Source organism: Parageobacillus sp. KH3-4 (assembly GCF_022846435.1).
In the GTDB taxonomy this organism is placed as follows: domain Bacteria; phylum Bacillota; class Bacilli; order Bacillales; family Anoxybacillaceae; genus Parageobacillus; species Parageobacillus thermoglucosidasius_A.
The window spans coordinates 3499498-3518097 of the sequence record NZ_AP025627.1; the positions used below are offsets into that span (position 1 = coordinate 3499498).

Annotated in this window: 16 protein-coding genes; 2 read left to right on the plus strand and 14 right to left on the minus strand. The window is 46.6% G+C overall.

The window, feature by feature from the left end:
• Positions 1–2 precede the first annotated feature (2 nt).
• The 10 genes from MWM02_RS17770 to MWM02_RS17815 form a co-directional block, all read right to left on the minus strand.
• Positions 3–1754: an ABC transporter ATP-binding protein gene (locus tag MWM02_RS17770; protein WP_244402592.1), complete on the minus strand. Its 1752-nt coding sequence runs from the start codon at positions 1752–1754 to the stop codon at positions 3–5.
• Positions 1738–2511 carry a MerR family transcriptional regulator gene (locus tag MWM02_RS17775; protein ID WP_244402593.1) on the minus strand — a complete coding sequence of 258 codons (774 nt, stop codon included), beginning with the start codon at positions 2509–2511 and terminating at the stop codon, positions 1738–1740. Before MWM02_RS17775 ends, MWM02_RS17770 begins: the two co-directional genes overlap by 17 nt.
• 126 nt (positions 2512–2637) lie before the next feature.
• Positions 2638–4185: an L-glutamate gamma-semialdehyde dehydrogenase gene (gene pruA / locus MWM02_RS17780; protein ID WP_244402594.1), complete on the minus strand. Its 1548-nt coding sequence runs from the start codon at positions 4183–4185 to the stop codon at positions 2638–2640.
• Between the two features lie 108 nt (positions 4186–4293).
• The gene (locus MWM02_RS17785) at positions 4294–5457 is read right to left on the minus strand and encodes a CamS family sex pheromone protein (protein WP_244402595.1); all 1164 of its coding nucleotides are present in this window, start codon (positions 5455–5457) and stop codon (positions 4294–4296) included.
• 10 nt (positions 5458–5467) lie between these two features.
• The gene (gene ligA / locus MWM02_RS17790; RefSeq protein ID WP_064553508.1) at positions 5468–7480 is read right to left on the minus strand and encodes an NAD-dependent DNA ligase LigA; all 2013 of its coding nucleotides are present in this window, start codon (positions 7478–7480) and stop codon (positions 5468–5470) included.
• 17 nt (positions 7481–7497) lie between these two features.
• Entirely contained in the window at positions 7498–9696 is a 2199-nt protein-coding gene (pcrA, locus tag MWM02_RS17795; RefSeq protein ID WP_244402596.1) for a DNA helicase PcrA, read from the minus strand.
• A 59-nt stretch (positions 9697–9755) separates the two neighbouring features.
• Entirely contained in the window at positions 9756–10442 is a 687-nt protein-coding gene (gene pcrB, locus MWM02_RS17800; RefSeq protein WP_064553512.1) for a heptaprenylglyceryl phosphate synthase, read from the minus strand.
• A 97-nt stretch (positions 10443–10539) separates the two neighbouring features.
• Positions 10540–10866 (minus strand): YerC/YecD family TrpR-related protein, encoded by a 327-nt coding sequence (locus MWM02_RS17805; RefSeq protein ID WP_064553514.1) that lies wholly within the window; start codon positions 10864–10866, stop codon positions 10540–10542.
• A 16-nt stretch (positions 10867–10882) separates the two neighbouring features.
• Positions 10883–11893 (minus strand): DUF3048 domain-containing protein, encoded by a 1011-nt coding sequence (locus MWM02_RS17810; RefSeq protein ID WP_244402597.1) that lies wholly within the window; start codon positions 11891–11893, stop codon positions 10883–10885.
• A gap of 28 nt (positions 11894–11921) precedes the next feature.
• Entirely contained in the window at positions 11922–13667 is a 1746-nt protein-coding gene (locus MWM02_RS17815) for an adenine deaminase C-terminal domain-containing protein (RefSeq protein WP_064553518.1), read from the minus strand.
• A 94-nt stretch (positions 13668–13761) separates the two neighbouring features.
• On the opposite strand from MWM02_RS17815, the gene MWM02_RS17820 reads away from it, so the two are divergent.
• A complete protein-coding gene (locus tag MWM02_RS17820; RefSeq protein WP_244403649.1) occupies positions 13762–14007 on the plus strand; it encodes a YgaP family membrane protein in 246 nt (81 codons plus the stop codon).
• Between the two features lie 76 nt (positions 14008–14083).
• Positions 14084–14164, plus strand: a complete 81-nt coding sequence (locus MWM02_RS19510; protein WP_332455081.1) for an EYxxD motif small membrane protein — start codon at positions 14084–14086, stop codon at positions 14162–14164.
• Here MWM02_RS19510 and purD read toward each other — a convergent pair.
• The 4 genes from purD to purM are packed head-to-tail and all read right to left on the minus strand — an operon-like array spanning position 14127 to position 18586.
• Positions 14127–15410, minus strand: coding sequence for a phosphoribosylamine--glycine ligase (gene purD, locus MWM02_RS17825; RefSeq protein ID WP_244402598.1), 1284 nt, complete (start codon positions 15408–15410; stop codon positions 14127–14129). The two genes, MWM02_RS19510 and purD, sit on opposite strands and share 38 nt — an antisense overlap.
• Before the next feature lie 15 nt (positions 15411–15425).
• On the minus strand, positions 15426–16964 hold the full coding sequence (gene purH / locus MWM02_RS17830; protein ID WP_244402599.1) for a bifunctional phosphoribosylaminoimidazolecarboxamide formyltransferase/IMP cyclohydrolase: 1539 nt from the start codon (positions 16962–16964) through the stop codon (positions 15426–15428).
• A 15-nt stretch (positions 16965–16979) separates the two neighbouring features.
• Complete coding sequence (purN, locus tag MWM02_RS17835) at positions 16980–17549, minus strand: phosphoribosylglycinamide formyltransferase (protein WP_064553525.1); 570 nt, start codon at positions 17547–17549, stop codon at positions 16980–16982.
• Entirely contained in the window at positions 17546–18586 is a 1041-nt protein-coding gene (gene purM / locus MWM02_RS17840; protein WP_244402600.1) for a phosphoribosylformylglycinamidine cyclo-ligase, read from the minus strand. The genes purN and purM overlap by 4 nt, the downstream gene beginning before the upstream one ends.
• Between the last annotated feature and the right edge of the window lie 14 nt (positions 18587–18600).

Genomic DNA, 18600 nt, shown 5'->3' on the forward strand with positions numbered 1-18600 from the left:
ATTTACTCCGATATTGTCTGGAATTGTTGTTCGGCTAGTTCTCTGTAGAGCGGATGGGTTTGCAGCAATTCGCTATGTGTTCCGACCCCAGTGATGGTCCCATTCTCTAATACAACGATTTGGTCTGCGTTGACAACGGTTGAGAGCCGATGAGCAATGACAAGTGTTGTTCTTCCTTTCATTAGCCGCTGCAAGGCCTTTTGAACAAGAACTTCTGATGAGCTGTCTAGGTTTGAGGTTGCTTCGTCAAGGAGAAGAATTTTTGGATTGCGTATAAGAGCGCGGGCAATGGCAATTCTCTGTCGCTGTCCACCTGATAATTTGATCCCCCGTTCCCCAACTTCAGTCAAATATCCTTTTGGAAGCCGCTCGATAAATTCCGCTGCATTTGCCAGTTTGGCTGCTCGTTCTATTTCTTCATCGGAAACGTCTCTATTGAGCCCATAACAAATATTGTCACGTATCGTTCCTGACATCATTGGACTTTCTTGAGAAACATAACCGATTTGACTGCGCCACGAATACAAGTCAAAATCTTCAACATTGGTTTCCCCTAGCAATATTTCTCCTTCATCGGGTGTGTAAAATCGTTCTAACAAAGCAAACAATGTCGTTTTTCCGGCGCCGCTCGGACCAACAATAGCCGTTGTTTTCCCTGAAGGAATAGTGAGCGTTACTTGTTTGAGTACAGGCTCACCTTTTTTATAAGAAAAGGAAACATTTCGAAAATGTATATCTTGCTCAGGATTTTGCACCGCAGGCAAGCTGCCGTTTGGTTCTTTCTCTAAGGATAAAATGCGTTGGATTCGTTCTGTTGCCCCCATTGCTTTTTGAAATGAGGTGAAAAATACAGCCATCTGACTAAAAGGAACAACGATTTGAACCATGTAAATAATGATGGCGACAAGAGAGCCGGATGAAAGCGTGCCTGAGGCTACACGAACGCCGCCATAACCGATCAAAATGACTAAAACAAACATCATCACAAATGTCATAAAAGGGGAAATGATAGCCTGTATTCTTGCTTCCTTTAGACCGAATTGAAATAGATGAAGAATCCCTAGTTCCCCATTTTTTTGTTCCTCTTTCTCTGCACAATAAGCTTTTACAAGACGAATATCGGATAAAACTCTGCCAAGATTGGCTGAAAAACTGGCCATTTCATCCTGGGTGGCTTTTGAAATTTTGTACGTTTTTTGCCCAAGCGGCCAGAGAATGAGGAGCGCCACTGGAACAGCCGTCACCATCATAAGGGTCATTTTCCAGTCGATAATAAGGAGAATGCTAACAGCCCCTCCAACCGAGATCAATCCAGTCAGAAATGTAACTAAATGTTGGGTGATTAGCATTTTTACCGTGTTGGTGTCTTGAGTAATTCGGCTCATCGTTTCTCCAGATTGGTGATTGTCGAAAAAAGAAATAGGCAATAATAAAACTTGATTCCAAACCTTTTTACGAATCGCCGCAACCACATATTCTCCAATATAGGTGAGGAAGTAATAAGAAAAGCCGGAAGTGATCGTTTGCAAAATAAATGAAGCCGCAAGTAAAATAATAATCGATGGTTCTACCGCAGATGCAGCGATCTGGTCAACAAGAGATTTAGTAAACCATGGTACGATGAGTCCAACCCCTGTCTCGATCAAACTAAGAGTAATAGCAGTGACAAAAATCCATTTTGGCGGATTCGTGCTCTTGATTAACTCCCAGAAAGTTTTCCAATTGTCTATCGGTATATCACGATTCTTTTTCACTCAAATCTACTCCTTCTTTCGCTAAAAATATTTCCACAGCTTTTGCAACCCATTCCTCTTCTTCTTTGGAAAAAGGAGATAAAAACAGCATTGGCTCTTCTGCAAGTTCATCCTCTTTCCAATGAAATCGTGATAAATCTTCATCAAAAACTTCTTTTGCAACGCCTTTTGCGATAGAGAAAAGTTTTTCTATTAACGATTGCACATCGTTATCGCTCGGATCTTTTCCATAGCACTCTTTTAGCTTTTCGAAAATTCCAAGCAGCTTCTTCCCATATTCCAACTGTTTTTCTTCGCTAATGTCAAATATTTTTTCCACTGTTTCATCTGGCATAAATTGTTTCAGCCATTCTTTATGTTTATTTTCCATTTGGATAGAGTTAATCAACAAGCAAAACATATTCGGATCAATCGTTTCTCGTTCTTCGATAAGATGCTGAGCATGTGTCACTGCCTTTATGACACGGTCAATATGTTCACGCTTTTGCAGCAAAAGCTTTTTTTGAAAAGCAAGCGATTCTTTTAAATCCCATTTCTCTTCTTGCATAAAACGTTTAATTTCTTCAAGGGAAAAGCCAAGAAACTTCAAGGCCACAATCTTTTGCAATGCAATGATCTCATCTTCACTGTAAAATCGGCGTCCAGAACTGGATACACGCGACGGTTTCAAAATCCCTATTTCATCATAATAGTGAAGAGTTCGTATCGTTTGGCCTGTTTTTTTCGCAAATTCACCGATTGAATACACCTCTTTCATCATTCTCCCCCCTTCTGACACTATCATAAAACTTCACGTAACGTGAGAATCAATAAAAATGTTTAAATTCAAGGAACCGCGCCAGCACAAAAAACCCCTCCCTGCCTGTGCAGAGAGGGTTTTTCATTAAAACATTTCCGATACCGTTTTTGCTTGCATATGCAAAATCAAGTAGTCAGGGCCGCCTGCTTTCGAGTCGGTGCCGGACATGTTGAAGCCGCCGAATGGCTGGTAGCCGACGATGGCGCCTGTGCAGCCGCGGTTGAAGTAAAGGTTTCCGACATGAAATTCTTCGCGCGCTTTTTCAAGGTTAGCGCGGTTGCGGGAGATGACGGCGCCAGTTAAGCCGTATTCCGTGTTGTTGGCGATTTCCAGCGCATGGTCGAAATCTTTCGCTTTCGTAAACGCGACAACTGGACCAAAAATTTCTTCTTGCATGATGCGCGCGTTCGGATCGACATCGGCAAACACCGTCGGTTGAATGAAGAAGCCTTTGGCATCGTCTCCTTTACCGCCAGTCATGAGACGGCCTTCTTTTTTGCCGATTTCGATATATTCCATAATTTTGTTGTATGCCGATTGGTCGATGACTGGACCCATAAACGTGCTTTGTTCTGCAGGATCGCCGACTTTTAATTGTTTTGTCAACTCCACAACGCGATTTAATACTTGATCATATACATCTTCGACGATAATGGCACGCGAGCAAGCCGAACATTTTTGACCGGAGAAACCAAACGCCGATGCGACAATCGATTGTGCTGCTAATTCTAAATCCGCTTCTTTGTCGACGACGATGGCGTCTTTTCCGCCCATCTCGGCGATGACGCGTTTGAGCCAAATTTGCCCAGGATGCACTTTGGCAGCGCGCTCATAAATGCGGATGCCGACATCGCGGGAACCAGTAAAGCTGATAAAGCGGGTGCGCGGATGGTCTACTAAGTAATCGCCAACTTCCGCGCCGCTTCCTGGAATGTAGTTTAATACTCCTGCAGGAAGCCCTGCTTCTTCCAATACTTCGGCAAATTTATAAGCGACAACCGGTGTAGCGCTTGCCGGCTTTAATAAAACCGTGTTGCCGGTAACAAGCGCAGCAACTGTTGTTCCTGCCATGATCGCAAACGGGAAGTTCCATGGCGAGATCACAACGCCGACGCCAAGCGGAATATAGAAAAAGCGGTTTGTTTCGCCCGGTCGGCTTTCCACTGGAATGCCATCTTTTAATTTCAGCATTTGCCGCGCATAATATTCCATAAAGTCAATCGCTTCCGCCGTATCTGCGTCCGCTTCTTTCCACGGTTTTCCTGCTTCTTTGACCATCAACGCGGAAAATTCATGTTTGCGGCGGCGCACAATCGCAGCGGCGCGCAACAAAATATCGGCGCGCGCCTCCGGTTTTGTTTTGCTCCACCATCGAAACGCCTCATCGGCAACTTTCATCGCTTTTTCCGCAATGTCTTTATTTGCTTTCGACACTCGGCCTATGACTTCTGTTTTGTTCGCCGGGTTAATCGAGACGATTTTCTCTTCCGTCGAAACCCTTTCGCCGCCAATAATTAAAGGGTAGTCTTTGCCAAGCTCTGCTTCCACTTTTTTTAACGCATCTTCAAACGCTCTCTGATTCGCTTCTACGGTAAAGTCCGTCAGCGGTTCATGTTTATAGGGTTGCACCATCAGTGATCTTCCCTTCTTCGTCAAATTACAGAAAAAGCGTTTACAATCTATATCTACCATTCTAACAGATAAAGCAATGTTATTCAATTTTTTACAAAAGCAAAAAAATTACTGATAAATATGGACAAACGGCTGGTCCGCCTTTGCTTGGCGAACAATAATGCTTTCTGGCCCTCCTACGGAAGAAATATAGACATTGACAGTAATATAATCCGGGAACTTTTCCATCACCAAACCAGTGACATATTGCGTAAATCCAACCACTTCTGCTTTTCCATAAAAAGGCATCGAAATGTTAATCGTTAACTGTTGCAGTTGGTCATCGCGGTATAAAGCTTTGCCGACAACTCCCGTGTAGTTCGGGAAAAACTCCTCAATATCCGACTTAAAATTGTTAAACTTCAGCCAGTCGTCCCGATGGTTTTTTTGCGCTTCGTCTGACGGAAATAAATAGTACTCTTCATTAACGGATTGCCATTCGTCAATCGTGTCGCTTCCCTCATCCACATGCGTAACAGCGAAAAAGTTGCCTGGAATCACTGAAGATTTTGGCGCTTGTTTGAACAGCGCAATCGTAATTGGAACATCTTTCAACTTTTTCATATTGCGGATGCGGGAAAGAACTTCAGCGGCAATCCGTTTTCCTTCTCTTTCAATTACTTTATCTGAAATTTTCACTTCGCGCGGGTAGCCTTGTTCCGTTTCATAATAATGAACCGAATTCAGCGCTAACCCTAACACTACCCCGCCTAATTTTACTTTGTTGTCACTTGTTTTCACTAAATAATCATGCTCTAAAATGCTGGCTAAATAAATCGGGCTTTTTTTATTTTTTTCTTCATTTGTCCCGTTATCGCTAATAGGCGGATTTAAGCCGACATTTTCGGACGGTTTCATCTTTTCCCTTTTTAGCTGGCTAGGCGTCCGTTTTCTTTCCAGCCAACGTTTTATCGTTTTTTTATCTAAATATTGCCCTTCTTGGAATAAATATTCTTCCGGAGAAAAGCGGTCTTGCGCTAAACGCATCAACCCTGTTTCAAATTCGTCCACATCTAAGCGCGTATTTAAGTCTTCCACTACTTCGCCGCGAGCTCCCGATACTTTAAACGGCAGCACAATGCGGTAATAAGAATCGGAAATATTGTATTTTGGAATCACCGCTTTTTGCTCTTTATTATCTTTCTCCTGTACTACTTCCTCCTCGCCAAATTTCGGCGCGCAGGAAGAAAGGAAAAGAAGAAGTGCAGCGAATAGGATCATCTTCTTTTTCATTGTTCCACACCTACTTATTTTGTTCAATTTCTTGTAGAAATCTAGTCTCATCCCAAATCTCGATATTGAGTTGCTGTGCTTTCGCCAGTTTCGAGCCTGCGTCCGCCCCAGCAATGACTAAATCCGTATTTTTGCTCACGCTGCCGGTCACTTTGCCGCCAAGCTGTTCAATTTTTTCTTTTGCCTCATTGCGCGATAATGATTCGAGTTTTCCTGTTAATACAATGGTTTTTCCGGCAAAATACGAATGAACGTCGCCAGGTTTTGGCGTTTTCGGCCCCTTGTATTCCATGTTGACACCATAAGCGCGCAGTTCGTTTAAAAGCTCTTTCACTTCCGGCTTGGCAAAATACGTGACAATCGAATCGGCCATTTTTTCGCCGATCTCGTGAATCGCCATTAGTTCTTCTTTTGTCGCGTTTTGCAGGCGGTCCATCGTTTCAAAATGTTCCGCTAACACTTTGGCTGCTTTTGCACCGACATGGCGAATTCCAAGGCCGAAGAGAAGGCGCTCCAACGAATTTTGTTTGGACGCTTCAATGGCATGGAGCAAATTGGTCGCCGATTTCTCTCCCATTCGTTCCAAATCGATAAGCTGCTCCTTTGTCAAGCGATAAATGTCAGCAACATCATGAATGAGACCTTCACGGAACAGCTGGGAAATAACCTTTTCGCCAAGCCCCTCGATGTTCATCGCCTGGCGCGACACGAAGTGAATCAATCCCTCGCGAATTTGCGCCGGACATTTTGGATTAATGCAGCGGAGCGCCACTTCGCCTTCTAGCCGGACTAATTCGCTGGCACATTCCGGACAATGCGTCGGCATGACAAACGGCACTTCTTCTCCCGTCCGCCGGTCCGGCACGACATTCACGACTTCCGGAATAATGTCCCCCGCTTTTTTGATAATGACCGAATCCCCAATGCGGATATCTTTTTCACGAATAAAATCTTCGTTATGAAGGGTAGCGCGTTGTACCGTTGTACCCGCCACGCGAACCGGCTCCAAAATCGCTGTCGGCGTCACCACTCCCGTGCGTCCAACATTTAATTCAATGTCAATCAGCTTCGTTACCACTTCCTCGGCCGGAAATTTATAAGCGATGGCCCAGCGCGGACTTTTCGCAGTCGCGCCTAGTTGTTCTTGTTGCGCAAACGAGTCGACTTTTATGACAATCCCGTCAATTTCATAAGGTAGCTGCGGGCGTTTTTCTTGCCACTCATTCACAAATTGCATCACTTCGTCAATATTAGCGCAGCGGCGGCGTTCCGGATTTGTTTTAAATCCAAGCTGTTGCAAATAATCGAGCGCCGCGCTATGCGAAGCAATCCCCAATTCTTCCGCGTTCGCAAGACCGTATACAAATAAATCAAGATGGCGCGATGCGGCGATTTTCGGATCGAGCTGGCGCAAAGAGCCCGCAGCAGCGTTGCGCGGATTGGCAAACAGCTCTTCCCCGCGCTGGCGGCGCTGTTCGTTCAACCGCTCAAACGACGCTTTCGGCATGTACGCTTCACCGCGCGCTTCTAACGTCACCGGTTCATTCAAGCGAAGCGGCAAAGAGCGGATCGTTTTTAAGTTTTCGGTAATGTCCTCCCCGGTCACTCCGTCGCCGCGCGTCGCCCCTTGAACGAAATAGCCGTCTTCATAACGGACAGATACAGCAAGCCCATCGATTTTTAGCTCGCAAACATAAGCGACATCATCGCCGACTTCTTGGCGCACACGGCGGTCAAAATCGCGCAAATCCCCTTCGTTAAATGCATTTGCGAGACTTAACATCGGCGTGCGATGTTCCACTTTTTGAAATGCGTCTAACGCCTGTCCGCCAACGCGTTGCGACGGAGAATCTTTCGTTTTTAAATCCGGATATTGTTCTTCTAACGCGATAAGTTCTTGCATAAGCCGGTCGTATTCCGAATCCGGCACAGACGGACGGTCCAGGACATAATATTCATAATTGTATTTATTCAAAAGCTCGCGAAGCTCTTCGATTCGCTTGATCGCAGCTTGTCGGTCCATATTCGTTTCTCCTTTCTTTACACCTTTGTAATCGGAGCGAATTTCGCAAGCAACCGTTTAATTCCGATCGGGCTTGGGAACGCGATGTCAAGCTCTTTATCCTCCCCTTCTCCGCGAACGCTGACAACGGTGCCGATTCCCCATTTTTTATGTTCGACTTTATCTCCGACTTTCCAAGGGATTTCTTCTCCTCCCGTAGAAGAGGCAACCGCGATTTTACGGACAGTCGCTTGTTTTCCAGCCGCGGCCGATGCCCATGCCGTTCGTTTGCTCACCCGTTCCACTAGCTCTTCTGGAATTTCGCGAACAAAGCGGGATACCGCGTTCATATTTGTGTATCCAAACAATGTCCGCATTTGTGCGCTTGTTAAAAACAGCTCTTCTTCTGCGCGGGTAATCCCGACATAAGCGAGGCGGCGCTCTTCTTCCATCTCATCTTCATCTTCCAGGGAACGGCTATGCGGAAAAATTCCTTCTTCCATCCCGATTAAAAAGACAACCGGAAATTCCAATCCTTTTGCGGAATGGAGCGTCATTAGCACAACTGCGTCCCCGTCTTCGCCGTTCGCATCATTTAGCTGGTCAATGTCGGAAATTAATGCCAAGTCAGTTAAAAACGCGATTAATGACTTATCTTCGCTTACGTTTTCAAAATGCTTCGTCACCGATAAAAACTCATCGATGTTTTCCAAACGGCTTTGCGCCTCCAACGTGTTTTCCGCTTTCAGCATCTCGCGGTAGCCAGACTTGTCCAACACTTCTTCCACTAATTCCGTTACGGAAACGTATTCTTGCAGCTGCCCCCATTGTTCAAGCAGGCGGCGAAATTCAAGCAAGGAAGCGGCAATTCGCGCAGAAAGCCCAATATGTTCGAGTTCGCCGAGCGCTTCGAACACCGATAATTCGTTTTCGGAAGCATAGTTTACGATTTTATCGAGCGAAGAAGCGCCAATGCCTCGCTTCGGCACATTAATGATGCGCAGCAAACTAATATCATCATTCGGGTTTGCAATCACCCGCAAATATGCCAAAATATCTTTAATTTCTTTGCGGTCATAGAACTTCAGGCCGCCGACGATTTGGTAAGGAATGTTCGACTTGAGCAGCACTTCTTCCATCACCCGCGATTGGGCGTTCGTGCGGTATAAAATCGCAAAATCGGAATATCGGCGTTTTCCGCTTTCCACATATTCTTTGATTTTGCCGGCGACAAATTGCGCTTCATCCGCTTCGTTCATCGCTTCATAATATACGATTTTTTGTCCTTCCGGGTTTTCCGTCCATAGTTTTTTCGGCTTGCGGTTGACGTTGTTTTCAATGACTTCGTTTGCCGCCTGTAAAATTCGCTTCGTTGAACGGTAGTTTTGCTCAAGCAAGATGACTTTCGCGTTCGGGTAATCTTTTTCAAACGATAAAATGTTTTGGATGTCCGCGCCGCGCCAGCGATAAATCGACTGATCGGCATCGCCGACGACACATATGTTTTGAAAACGCGACGCCAGCATCTTTACAAGCATATATTGCGCCCGGTTGGTATCTTGATACTCGTCAATATGAATGTATTGAAATTTATATTGATAATGCTCGAGCACTTCCGGCACACGCTCAAACAACTGAATCGTCGTCATAATTAAGTCGTCAAAATCGAGCGCATGGTTGCGCAAAAGCCGCTTTTGATATTCCTCATATACGTCGCTGACGATTTTTTCATAGTAGTTTCCGGCTTTTTTCGCGAACTTTTCAGGGGAGAGCAATTCGTTTTTCGCGCTGCTGATCGTTCCGAGTATCGAACGAGGGTCAAATTTTTTCGGGTCGATATTTTTTTCTTTTAAAATGTTTTTTAACACAGAAAGCTGGTCAGTCGTGTCTAAAATGGAAAAATTGCGGTCAATGCCAATGCGATCAATATCGCGGCGCAAAATGCGGACACACATGGAGTGAAACGTGGAAATCCAAATTTCCTCAGCCGCCCCGCCAAGCAGCGCCTGCACGCGTTCCTTCATTTCGCGCGCGGCCTTATTGGTAAACGTAATCGCTAAAATGTTCCACGGCGCGACCTGCTTTTCCGCCAGCAAATAGGCGATCCGGTGCGTTAACACGCGCGTTTTTCCGCTTCCCGCCCCCGCCATGATGAGAAGCGGCCCTTCCGTCGTTTTAACAGCTGCTTGCTGCTGTTCATTTAAGTTAGCGAGTAATTTTTCCGACAAAAAATTCACATTGATCACCACCATAAAACATATGTTCTATTTTACACCACTTTTTTGGCGCCGACAAATTACCGTTTCACCGCTTTTACAGTAGCGAGCGCCTTATGGATATCTTCGTAAATGACATTGCCCACGACGATGGTATCAGCGCATTGCGCCATTTCCGCTGCTTGCTTTTCCGTTTCGATTCCGCCGCCGTAAAACAGCTGCGTCTGTTTTAACACTTGTTTTACGCGCTGGACGAGCCGAGGATTTCCGTATGAACCGCTATATTCTAAATAAAAAATTGGCAGCCGGTACATATGCTCCGCTATGCGCGCATACGCAACGACATCATCCTCTTGCAGCTCCGTATTCGCGTCTGTCAGCATTGCTGCTTTGCATTCTTTATGTAAAATGCAATATCCTTCCATCCAAATCTCGTCCCAATTTATGATGTCGCCAAATTGCTTTACCGCTTCATGATGCAAGTCGATGATCCATTTTTTGTCGCGGCTGTTTAACACCATAGGGATAAAATAAAAATCAAATCCCGGCGTGACCGACTCAAGATTCGATATTTCAAGGATGCACGGAACTTGGTAGCGGCGGATCCGCGCCAAAAGTTCGAGGACGTTTTCCAATGTGACGCCGTCCGTTCCGCCGACAATGACCGCGTCCGTCCCTGATTCACAAATGCGTTCCAGATGTTCGTCGCTAATTTCCTTGTTCGGGTCTAACTTAAACACATGGCGCCATTGGCGAATATCGTACATATAGAAAAACCTCCATTAATTTATCCATTTTTTCATTATAACAAATCGCCAAAAAGAAAAGGAGTTCCTTTTCTTTGAAAGGAATCTCCTTTTTCCATTAGGCGTTACGCGTCTCTTTCGCATGTTGCTTTTCTTCTTCTTTAATGCGGTCCAGCGCCATCGCATATGCGTCGTTTCCATAGTTTAAGCAGCGTTTTACGCGTGAAATCGTCGCGGTGCTCGCTCCCGTTTCCGTTTCGATTTTATGGTACGTATAACCTTCGCGGAGCATACGCGCTACTTCTAGGCGCTGCGCCAGCGATTGAATTTCATTGACCGTGCATAAATCGTCAAAAAAGCGATAACACTCCTCTAAATCGCGCAGGGAAAGAATCGCTTTAAACAGCTGGTCCACTTGCCTGCCGCGCAACTTATCGATTTGCATGTGTTCCTTTCCTCCTTCACCATTTTACTATGTTTAAATCCGGAACGACATTGATCCACGTTTTCCCCGGCATCAAGCCGACCGGCTCCCCGTTTTCATATGGCAAAATGCGTCCATCTACATTTTTCCATTCGACTTGCTTGATGATTCCGTTTTGAAACAAATATCCGCTTCCGGAAGAAGATAAATCAATGCTGCGGCGCCCCGCCGAATCGATAACGCTATGCTTCGCGGCGATGACCAATACGTTTTGAATTTTGACAGGTTCACGCGTATCATAATCCACTGTTTGTTCCCCTGCGCTATAGCGGAAATAGCTTTTTTGATCCGCTATATATTTGTACCGCACTTGAGCATAGCCGCGGTGTGAATAAATAATGTCTATTTGGCCGGCTTTTTCTCCTTGTGGGGCATCAGCGCGAAACGGGAGCGGAGCCACGTTGTCTTGCAGCGAATAACCTTCCATGGCCGCTCCTTTTTCGATATTCGCGAATGTAATATACGAATTATGCGGCGCTTTGCGAAAAGACACGCGCTTAAACAACGTTCCGTCGTAAAATAAACCGTTTAAGTAATCGGACGCTCCTGCTTCCAACATCGCTTTTGCCTCTGGGCTCCAGCCGTGGCAAACGTAAAGCGCATGATAACCATTGCTTAACTCGACATAATAATCGCGCGCACTGCGCACAGGTCCTACTTTTTCTGGAAATTCGCTTTGGTATAGCGCTAAAAAGCGCGTAATATCACCTTCTGCGAGCACCTCATAAACGATATCTGCTTTTTGCAGCCCCGACTGTGGCCGCGCTTTTGGATGATTGTTCACCATTACCGCAATAACCCGACGGTTCACCGCTCCTTCCGCCGGCAGCCCCGTCAATGGGAAAACTTGCCTCTTCTTTGAGGCTTCCTGTTGTTTTGGCGTTTCCACTGAGTCCGATTTCGGCTCAGGTGCTTGCTGCTTATTTTCATGCATGCAACCACCGACGAAAAGACATACTGCGCTCATTGCAATAAGACAACGTTTCAATGATCACACAACCTTTTTCTTTTCTATTTTAACGCATTATCGGTGGAAAGAGTACTGTTTTGTTCATCACATCATAAATTCCGCGCTGGGTAATACGCACATATGGTAAATGGGTCGATTGCAAAAAGAATAAAGAATAAATTGGGTCGATAAAACGATATCCCCTTTGTTTTAATAGGTCGACAAGTCTTTTTTCCTTACGAATAAGCTCTTCTACACTTTCTTCCGACATCACGCCGTTAAGTGACAGAGGAATTTCGTGAATGATTTCTCCGTTTTCCGCCAGCACAATCCCCCCGCCGATTTCGCACATTCGCTCGAATGCAAGAAACATGTCCCGCTTGTTTTTGCCGATTAAAACAATATCCCCTGTAGTCGAATAGGAACTAACGAGCCCGCGGACACTAGTAGAAAAACCTTTTAATATCGTATTGACACGCCATTTTCCGTGGCGATCCAGCAACACTAAAAAGCTTTCGTCATGATCGGCGGACAATTCGTCGTGAGAAGTATCGATTGAAATAGAGTACGGCTTCATAATCACCGAATTTTCCATATACATTCCCATCGGCATTGAAAATTGCAAATCATCCATTGATAAATTCCACGATAGACGAAGCGGTCCAATTCCGTAGTCGCTCCATGAGACCGATGGCCACGCAATCGATTGATCCCCCTTTCGTTTTATCCATTGTCCTTTCGCAAGCACTTGCACAGGAGTTGGGTCTTCTTTCGCGCGTAAAAAGTTAATGTTCGCCACCCTTCCTGTCGCAATGCTGCCATGCAAGTGTTCAATTCCGTAATGGCGGGCAGCATTGATCGTAGCGATATTGTACGCATCTATAATCGGGACGCCATGCTCTAACGCAATGCGAATTAAACGGTCGATAACTCCATTTTCATAAAACGATGGCGGCGAACCATCCGTTGTGAGAAGGAAACGGTCATACTGGTGAATGCCAAGTTCCTTTATTTCTTGGAGAAGCGCCGGTAAATCCGGGCGGATGGACGAATGGCGCAATGACACGGTATATCCATGCAAAAGGCGCATATATACTTCTTTTCCCGTCATCGCTTCATGATCGCAATCTGCGCCAAGAAGCATCATTTTTGTAACCGTTTTCTCAGAAGCCCCTGGAAAATGGCCTTCAATTTTTCGTTTCATCCGCTTTGCTTCTTGAATCCAATGAAGGATCAGATCGTCCCCGGCAAGAAGCTTCGGCCAACCTGTTAGCTCCCCGCCTTGCAACACCGTTTCTTGTTCCAGCCACCGCTTTACCCGAGCGTTCGATAATTGTTCTTCTTCCCTCTCCAGCTCTGTCTGCCCATCAAACCGGCACCACCAGTACATCGATGATGGAAGCGCATTCATTTCCTTCAAAAAAGAAAACGCTTTATCATCTGACAAATGCAAAACAAGAGCTAAATTGTCATTGATCAATGTCGTTGTCCCATATTTCGCTGCATAGCACGCGAACGAATGGGGATTATATAACTGAAACGGATGCGCATGCGGTTCAATATAACCAGGAACTAACACATAGCCGCTGCAATCGACGATTTCGCATTGCTTATCGACTCGATCGGGGAACCGTTCCCCAGCATACACGATCCGATCATGATATATCCAAATGTTTCCTTGTAACCATTCGCGTAAATATGAATGTAAATAAGTCGCATTCGTTAACACTTTTGTCGGCGACTTTTTTCCGTCAATAATCGCCGCATGTTCACGCAGTTCGTAGCTTTTCCAACGATAACGTTGTTCGCTCATATACACCTCGTCCCCTTTTTTCCTAATCATGCCATGTAATCATTTTACCGCATTAAAGTCATTTTCACAATGAAAAAGGAGGGAAAAAATGGTGATGGCTAATATTAACATCATCAATGCGCTTATTCGCATTACTTTTGGCCTTACAGCGCTTGCATGGGCGACGGCAAACATGGCAAGAAAGCCTTGGTGCACTTCTTATCTTATTGTAGCGGTGCTTGCCGCCATGAAAGTGGGAGAAGGGATTACACGCTTTTGCCCAATCACCGCTTTCTTTGCCAATTACCGCCGCGAGCAAGCGATGCGCATAAAAGACGAGACGACGATCAATCCTACTTAAAAAAATGGACTGGCGCTTGATGCGCCAGCCTTTTCGAAGGAGTGCCAAAATCATGCTACTCGAATATGCAACAGATATGTCATTTGTACTTGCATCTTTGATTGGCGGCATTATTGCACTTATATTTGTGTACGTGCGGAAAAAGCGCGCTCGATAGCTTTATTGCCAATATCGCGGCGATAAAACAGCTGGTCGCATGCAATATGGGAAATTTGCTCATATGCGGTTTGTTGCGCCTGCTTTAGCGTCTCGCCTTTCGCGGCAACAAGCAGGACGCGCCCCCCGTTGGTGCACAACGTCCCATCTTTCATCATCGTTCCAGCATGAAACAAAAGTGTATTTTCACCTAACTGATCCCATCCGCTAATGGCCGCACCGCGTTCGTATGTCCCCGGGTAGCCTTTCGCCGCTAACACCACGCCGATGACCGCCTCATTGGACCATGTCAGTTTTACATCGCGCCCTTCTAGTAAATCAACCATCACTTGGACAAGATCGCTTTCTAATCGCGGCAGGACAACTTGCGCCTCGGGATCGCCAAAGCGCGCGTTAAACTCTATTACTTTCGGCCCTTGTTTCGTTGCCATTAGTCCAGCGTACAGCACACCGGTAAATGGCCTGCCTTCCGCCGCCAGCGCTCTCGCCATCGGCTCGATAATTTGCGAAAGCGCCGCATCGATAGTTTTGGCTGAAATTTGCGGCACTGGGGAGTATGCTCCCATTCCGCCCGTGTTTGGCCCTTGATCATTGTCATATGCCCGCTTATGATCTTGCGCGATCACCATTGGATAAACGCGCTCTCCATGGACAAACGCCATAAATGAAAATTCTTCGCCTTCCAAATATTCTTCAATCACTACCCGCTCGCTCGCTTCGCCGAATCGCTTTCCGACCATCATCGCGCGCAGCGCCTCTATTGCTTCCGGCAGCGTCATAGCGACAGTAACCCCTTTTCCCGCCGCCAATCCGTCGGCTTTAATAACAATCGGCGCTCCTTTTTTCTCCACATACGCTTTTGCTTCTTCGTACGAAGTGAAAGTAGCGTGCTCCGCCGTTGGAATGCCGTACTTTTTCATCATTTCTTTCGCAAACGCCTTGCTTCCTTCGATCAATGCCGCTTCTTTTCGAGGCCCGAAAATATGCAATCCTTCCTCCGCAAAACGGTCGACAATGCCGGCAAGCAATGGCGCTTCCGGTCCGACGATAGTCAGATCGATTTTCTCTTGTTTCGCAAATTGAACAAGCGCTTCAATGTCCTGCTCGTCGATCGGAACAAGTTCAGCAACTTGCGCGATTCCCGGATTGCCCGGGGCAGCATATAGCTTAGTAACAAGCGGGCTTTGCGCGGCTTTCCATGCAATCGCATGTTCCCTGCCGCCGCGGCCGATAATAAGCACTTTCATGGCGCTCCCTCCAGCTTAATGTTTAAAATGGCGAATCCCTGTAAATACCATGGCAATTCCATATTCATCCGCTTTTTTAATCGAATCGGCGTCGCGAATCGATCCGCCTGGCTGGATGATTGCTGTGATGCCTGCTTTCGCTGCCTCCTCTACCGTATCGTCCATCGGGAAAAACGCATCAGAGGCAAGCACGGCTCCTTTTGCTTTTTCTCCCGCTTGTTCGATCGCGATTTTCGCCGCGCCGACGCGATTCATTTGGCCAGCGCCGACGCCGATCGTCATCCCGTCTTTCGCAAGCACGATCGCGTTCGATTTCACATGTTTTACAACTTTCCACGCAAACCGCAGCGCTTCCCATTCTTGTTCCGTCGGCTCGCGTTTTGTCACGACTTTCATTTCCGCTTCATCGAGCGTACGCGTATCCGCTTCTTGAACAAGCAACCCGCCTTGTACGGAAACAAGCAGCTTCTCTTTCGTGTTTGGCGCCGCAAAATCAACGGTAAGGAGGCGAATATTTTTCTTCTGCGTTAAAATATCAAGCGCTTCTTTGCTAAACGATGGGGCGATTACGATTTCCAAAAAGATTTGGTGCATTTTTTCGGCGGTTTCTTTATCGACTTCGCGGTTTAAAGCGATAATGCCGCCAAAAATCGACGTCGGATCCGCTTCGTACGCTTTGGTGAACGCTTCGTAAATCGTCGCGCCAGTGCCAACGCCGCACGGATTCATATGCTTCACCGCCACCGCAGCCGGTTCGGCAAATTCTTTGACGATTTGCAGCGCCGCATTTGCGTCGTTAATGTTGTTATATGACAATTCTTTTCCGTGCAGCTGTATCGCTTTGGCGATCGAGAACGAAGACCCTAACGGTTTTTTATAGAATGCCGCAGTTTGATGCGGATTCTCCCCATAACGCAGCGATTGCTTTTTCTCAAAAGTGATTGTTAATGATTCCGGATACTCTTCGCCGGTTTTATTCGTCAAGTATTCGGCAATCATCGCATCGTACGCAGCCGTATGGCGAAATACTTTCGCCGCAAGCTTTAATTTCGTTTCCGCCGAGACATCCCCGTGTTCTTTTAGTTCTTGCACTACCGTATCATAATCGGCCGGGTCAACGACAACCGTCACATATTGATGGTTTTTCGCCGCCGCCCGAAGCATCGTCGGGCCGCCGATATCGATATTTTCGATCGCTTCGGCAAACGTCACGTCGCTTTTGGCGATCGTTTGTTGAAATGGATACAAATTGACGACGACAAGGTCAATTGGAGTAATGTGATGTTCGCGAAGCTCATTTTGATGCCGCTCATTGTCGCGAATCGCAAGAAGCCCTCCGTGAATGATCGGATGCAACGTTTTGACGCGCCCATCTAAAATTTCCGGAAATCCGGTAACATCGGAAATGCCTATGACAGGAACTCCTGCTTCTTCTAACGCTTTTTTCGTTCCGCCTGTTGAAATAATTTCCACACCAAGTTCCACTAACTGTTTCGCCAATGATACGATTCCTTCTTTGTTCGATACACTTAATAATGCCCGTTTTACTGCCATGATTCTCGATCCTTTCTATTGATGTTCGAGTAATGTTTTTAATACCGCTGGATATAATTCATGTTCCACGTCATGAATGCGCGCCGCTAGCTGTGCTAGCGGCTCACCTTCATAAATTGGAACCGCGCGTTGGGCAATGATTGGTCCTGTATCCATTCCTTCATCAACATAGTGGATCGTCACGCCGGTTATTTTTACTCCTGCGCGGTATGCCTGCCCAATCGCATCTTTTCCCGGAAAGGCCGGCAGCAGGGAAGGATGGATGTTGACGATTTTCCCTTCGTACGCATGAAGCAGCGTCGGACCAATGAGCCGCATATAACCGGCAAGAGCGATAAATTCAATCTCGTGCTTTCGCAGTTCGGCTAAAATCGCTTGTTCAAATTCGGCTTTGGAGGCGTAATTTTTCGGAGAAAACACGAACGCCGGAATATGTTCCCGCTCCGCCCGTTCGATCACTTTCGCTCCGGGATTGTCGCATACTAATAACGCTACTCTTGCTGGCACAATTCCGCTTTTCGTCGCGTCGACAATCGCTTGAAAATTCGTCCCGTTGCCGGAAGCAAAAATGGCGATATTTTTCATGACACCGCCCCTCCGGAAAACGAAACGCCCTTTCCTCGTTTCACACGGCCGATGAAATACGCTTTTTCGCCATGCTCTTCTAAGCTTGCGATCACCGGATGAACCATTTTGCTATCTACCGCCAGCACCATGCCAATGCCCATATTAAAAACCGAAAACATGTCGCGGCGAAGAAGGTTTCCTTTTTCTTGCAGCAAGTCAAAAATCGGCAGAACCGGCCACGAACCGCAATCAATTTCCGCTCCTAACCCTTCCGGGAGCATGCGCGGAATGTTTTCGATAAAACCGCCGCCGGTAATATGCGCCATTCCTTTGATTTCGAATTGTTTCATTACGTGAAGAAGCGGCTTTACATAAATGCGCGTCGGCTTTAACAGCTCTTCCCCTAATGGAACGCTAAGCGGTTCATAGACGCGGTCAAGGGCAAGTTTTGCCTGTTCGAACACGATGCGGCGAACGAGCGAATAGCCGTTGCTATGAAGACCGTTGGACGCAAGCCCGATCAGAGAGTCACCCTCTTGAATGGCGCCGCCGGTGACAAGCTTCGACTTTTCGGCAATACCGACCGCAAATCCTGCGATATCGTATTCGTTTTCGTCATACATTCCCGGCATTTCCGCCGTTTCTCCCCCAATCAGAGCACAGCCCGCCTCGACGCAGCCGTCTGCGATTCCTTTAACAATTTCCGCGATTTTTTCCGGCACTGCTTTGCCGCACGCAATATAGTCAAGGAAAAAGAGCGGCTCCGCTCCTTGCACGACGATATCGTTGACGCACATCGCCACGCAATCTATTCCAATTGTATCATGGCAGTCCATCATAAACGCGATTTTTAGCTTCGTCCCTACTCCATCCGTCCCGGAAACAAGCACCGGCTCGCGATAACCGAGCGAAGATAAATCGAACATGCCGCCAAATCCTCCCAATCCGCCGAGCACTTCAGAACGCGATGTTTTCCGCACATGCTCTTTCATCAAGGAGACCGCCCTGTATCCTGCTTCAATATCAACACCCGCTTGTTTATATGCTTCTGCCACGTCGAGCCCCCCTT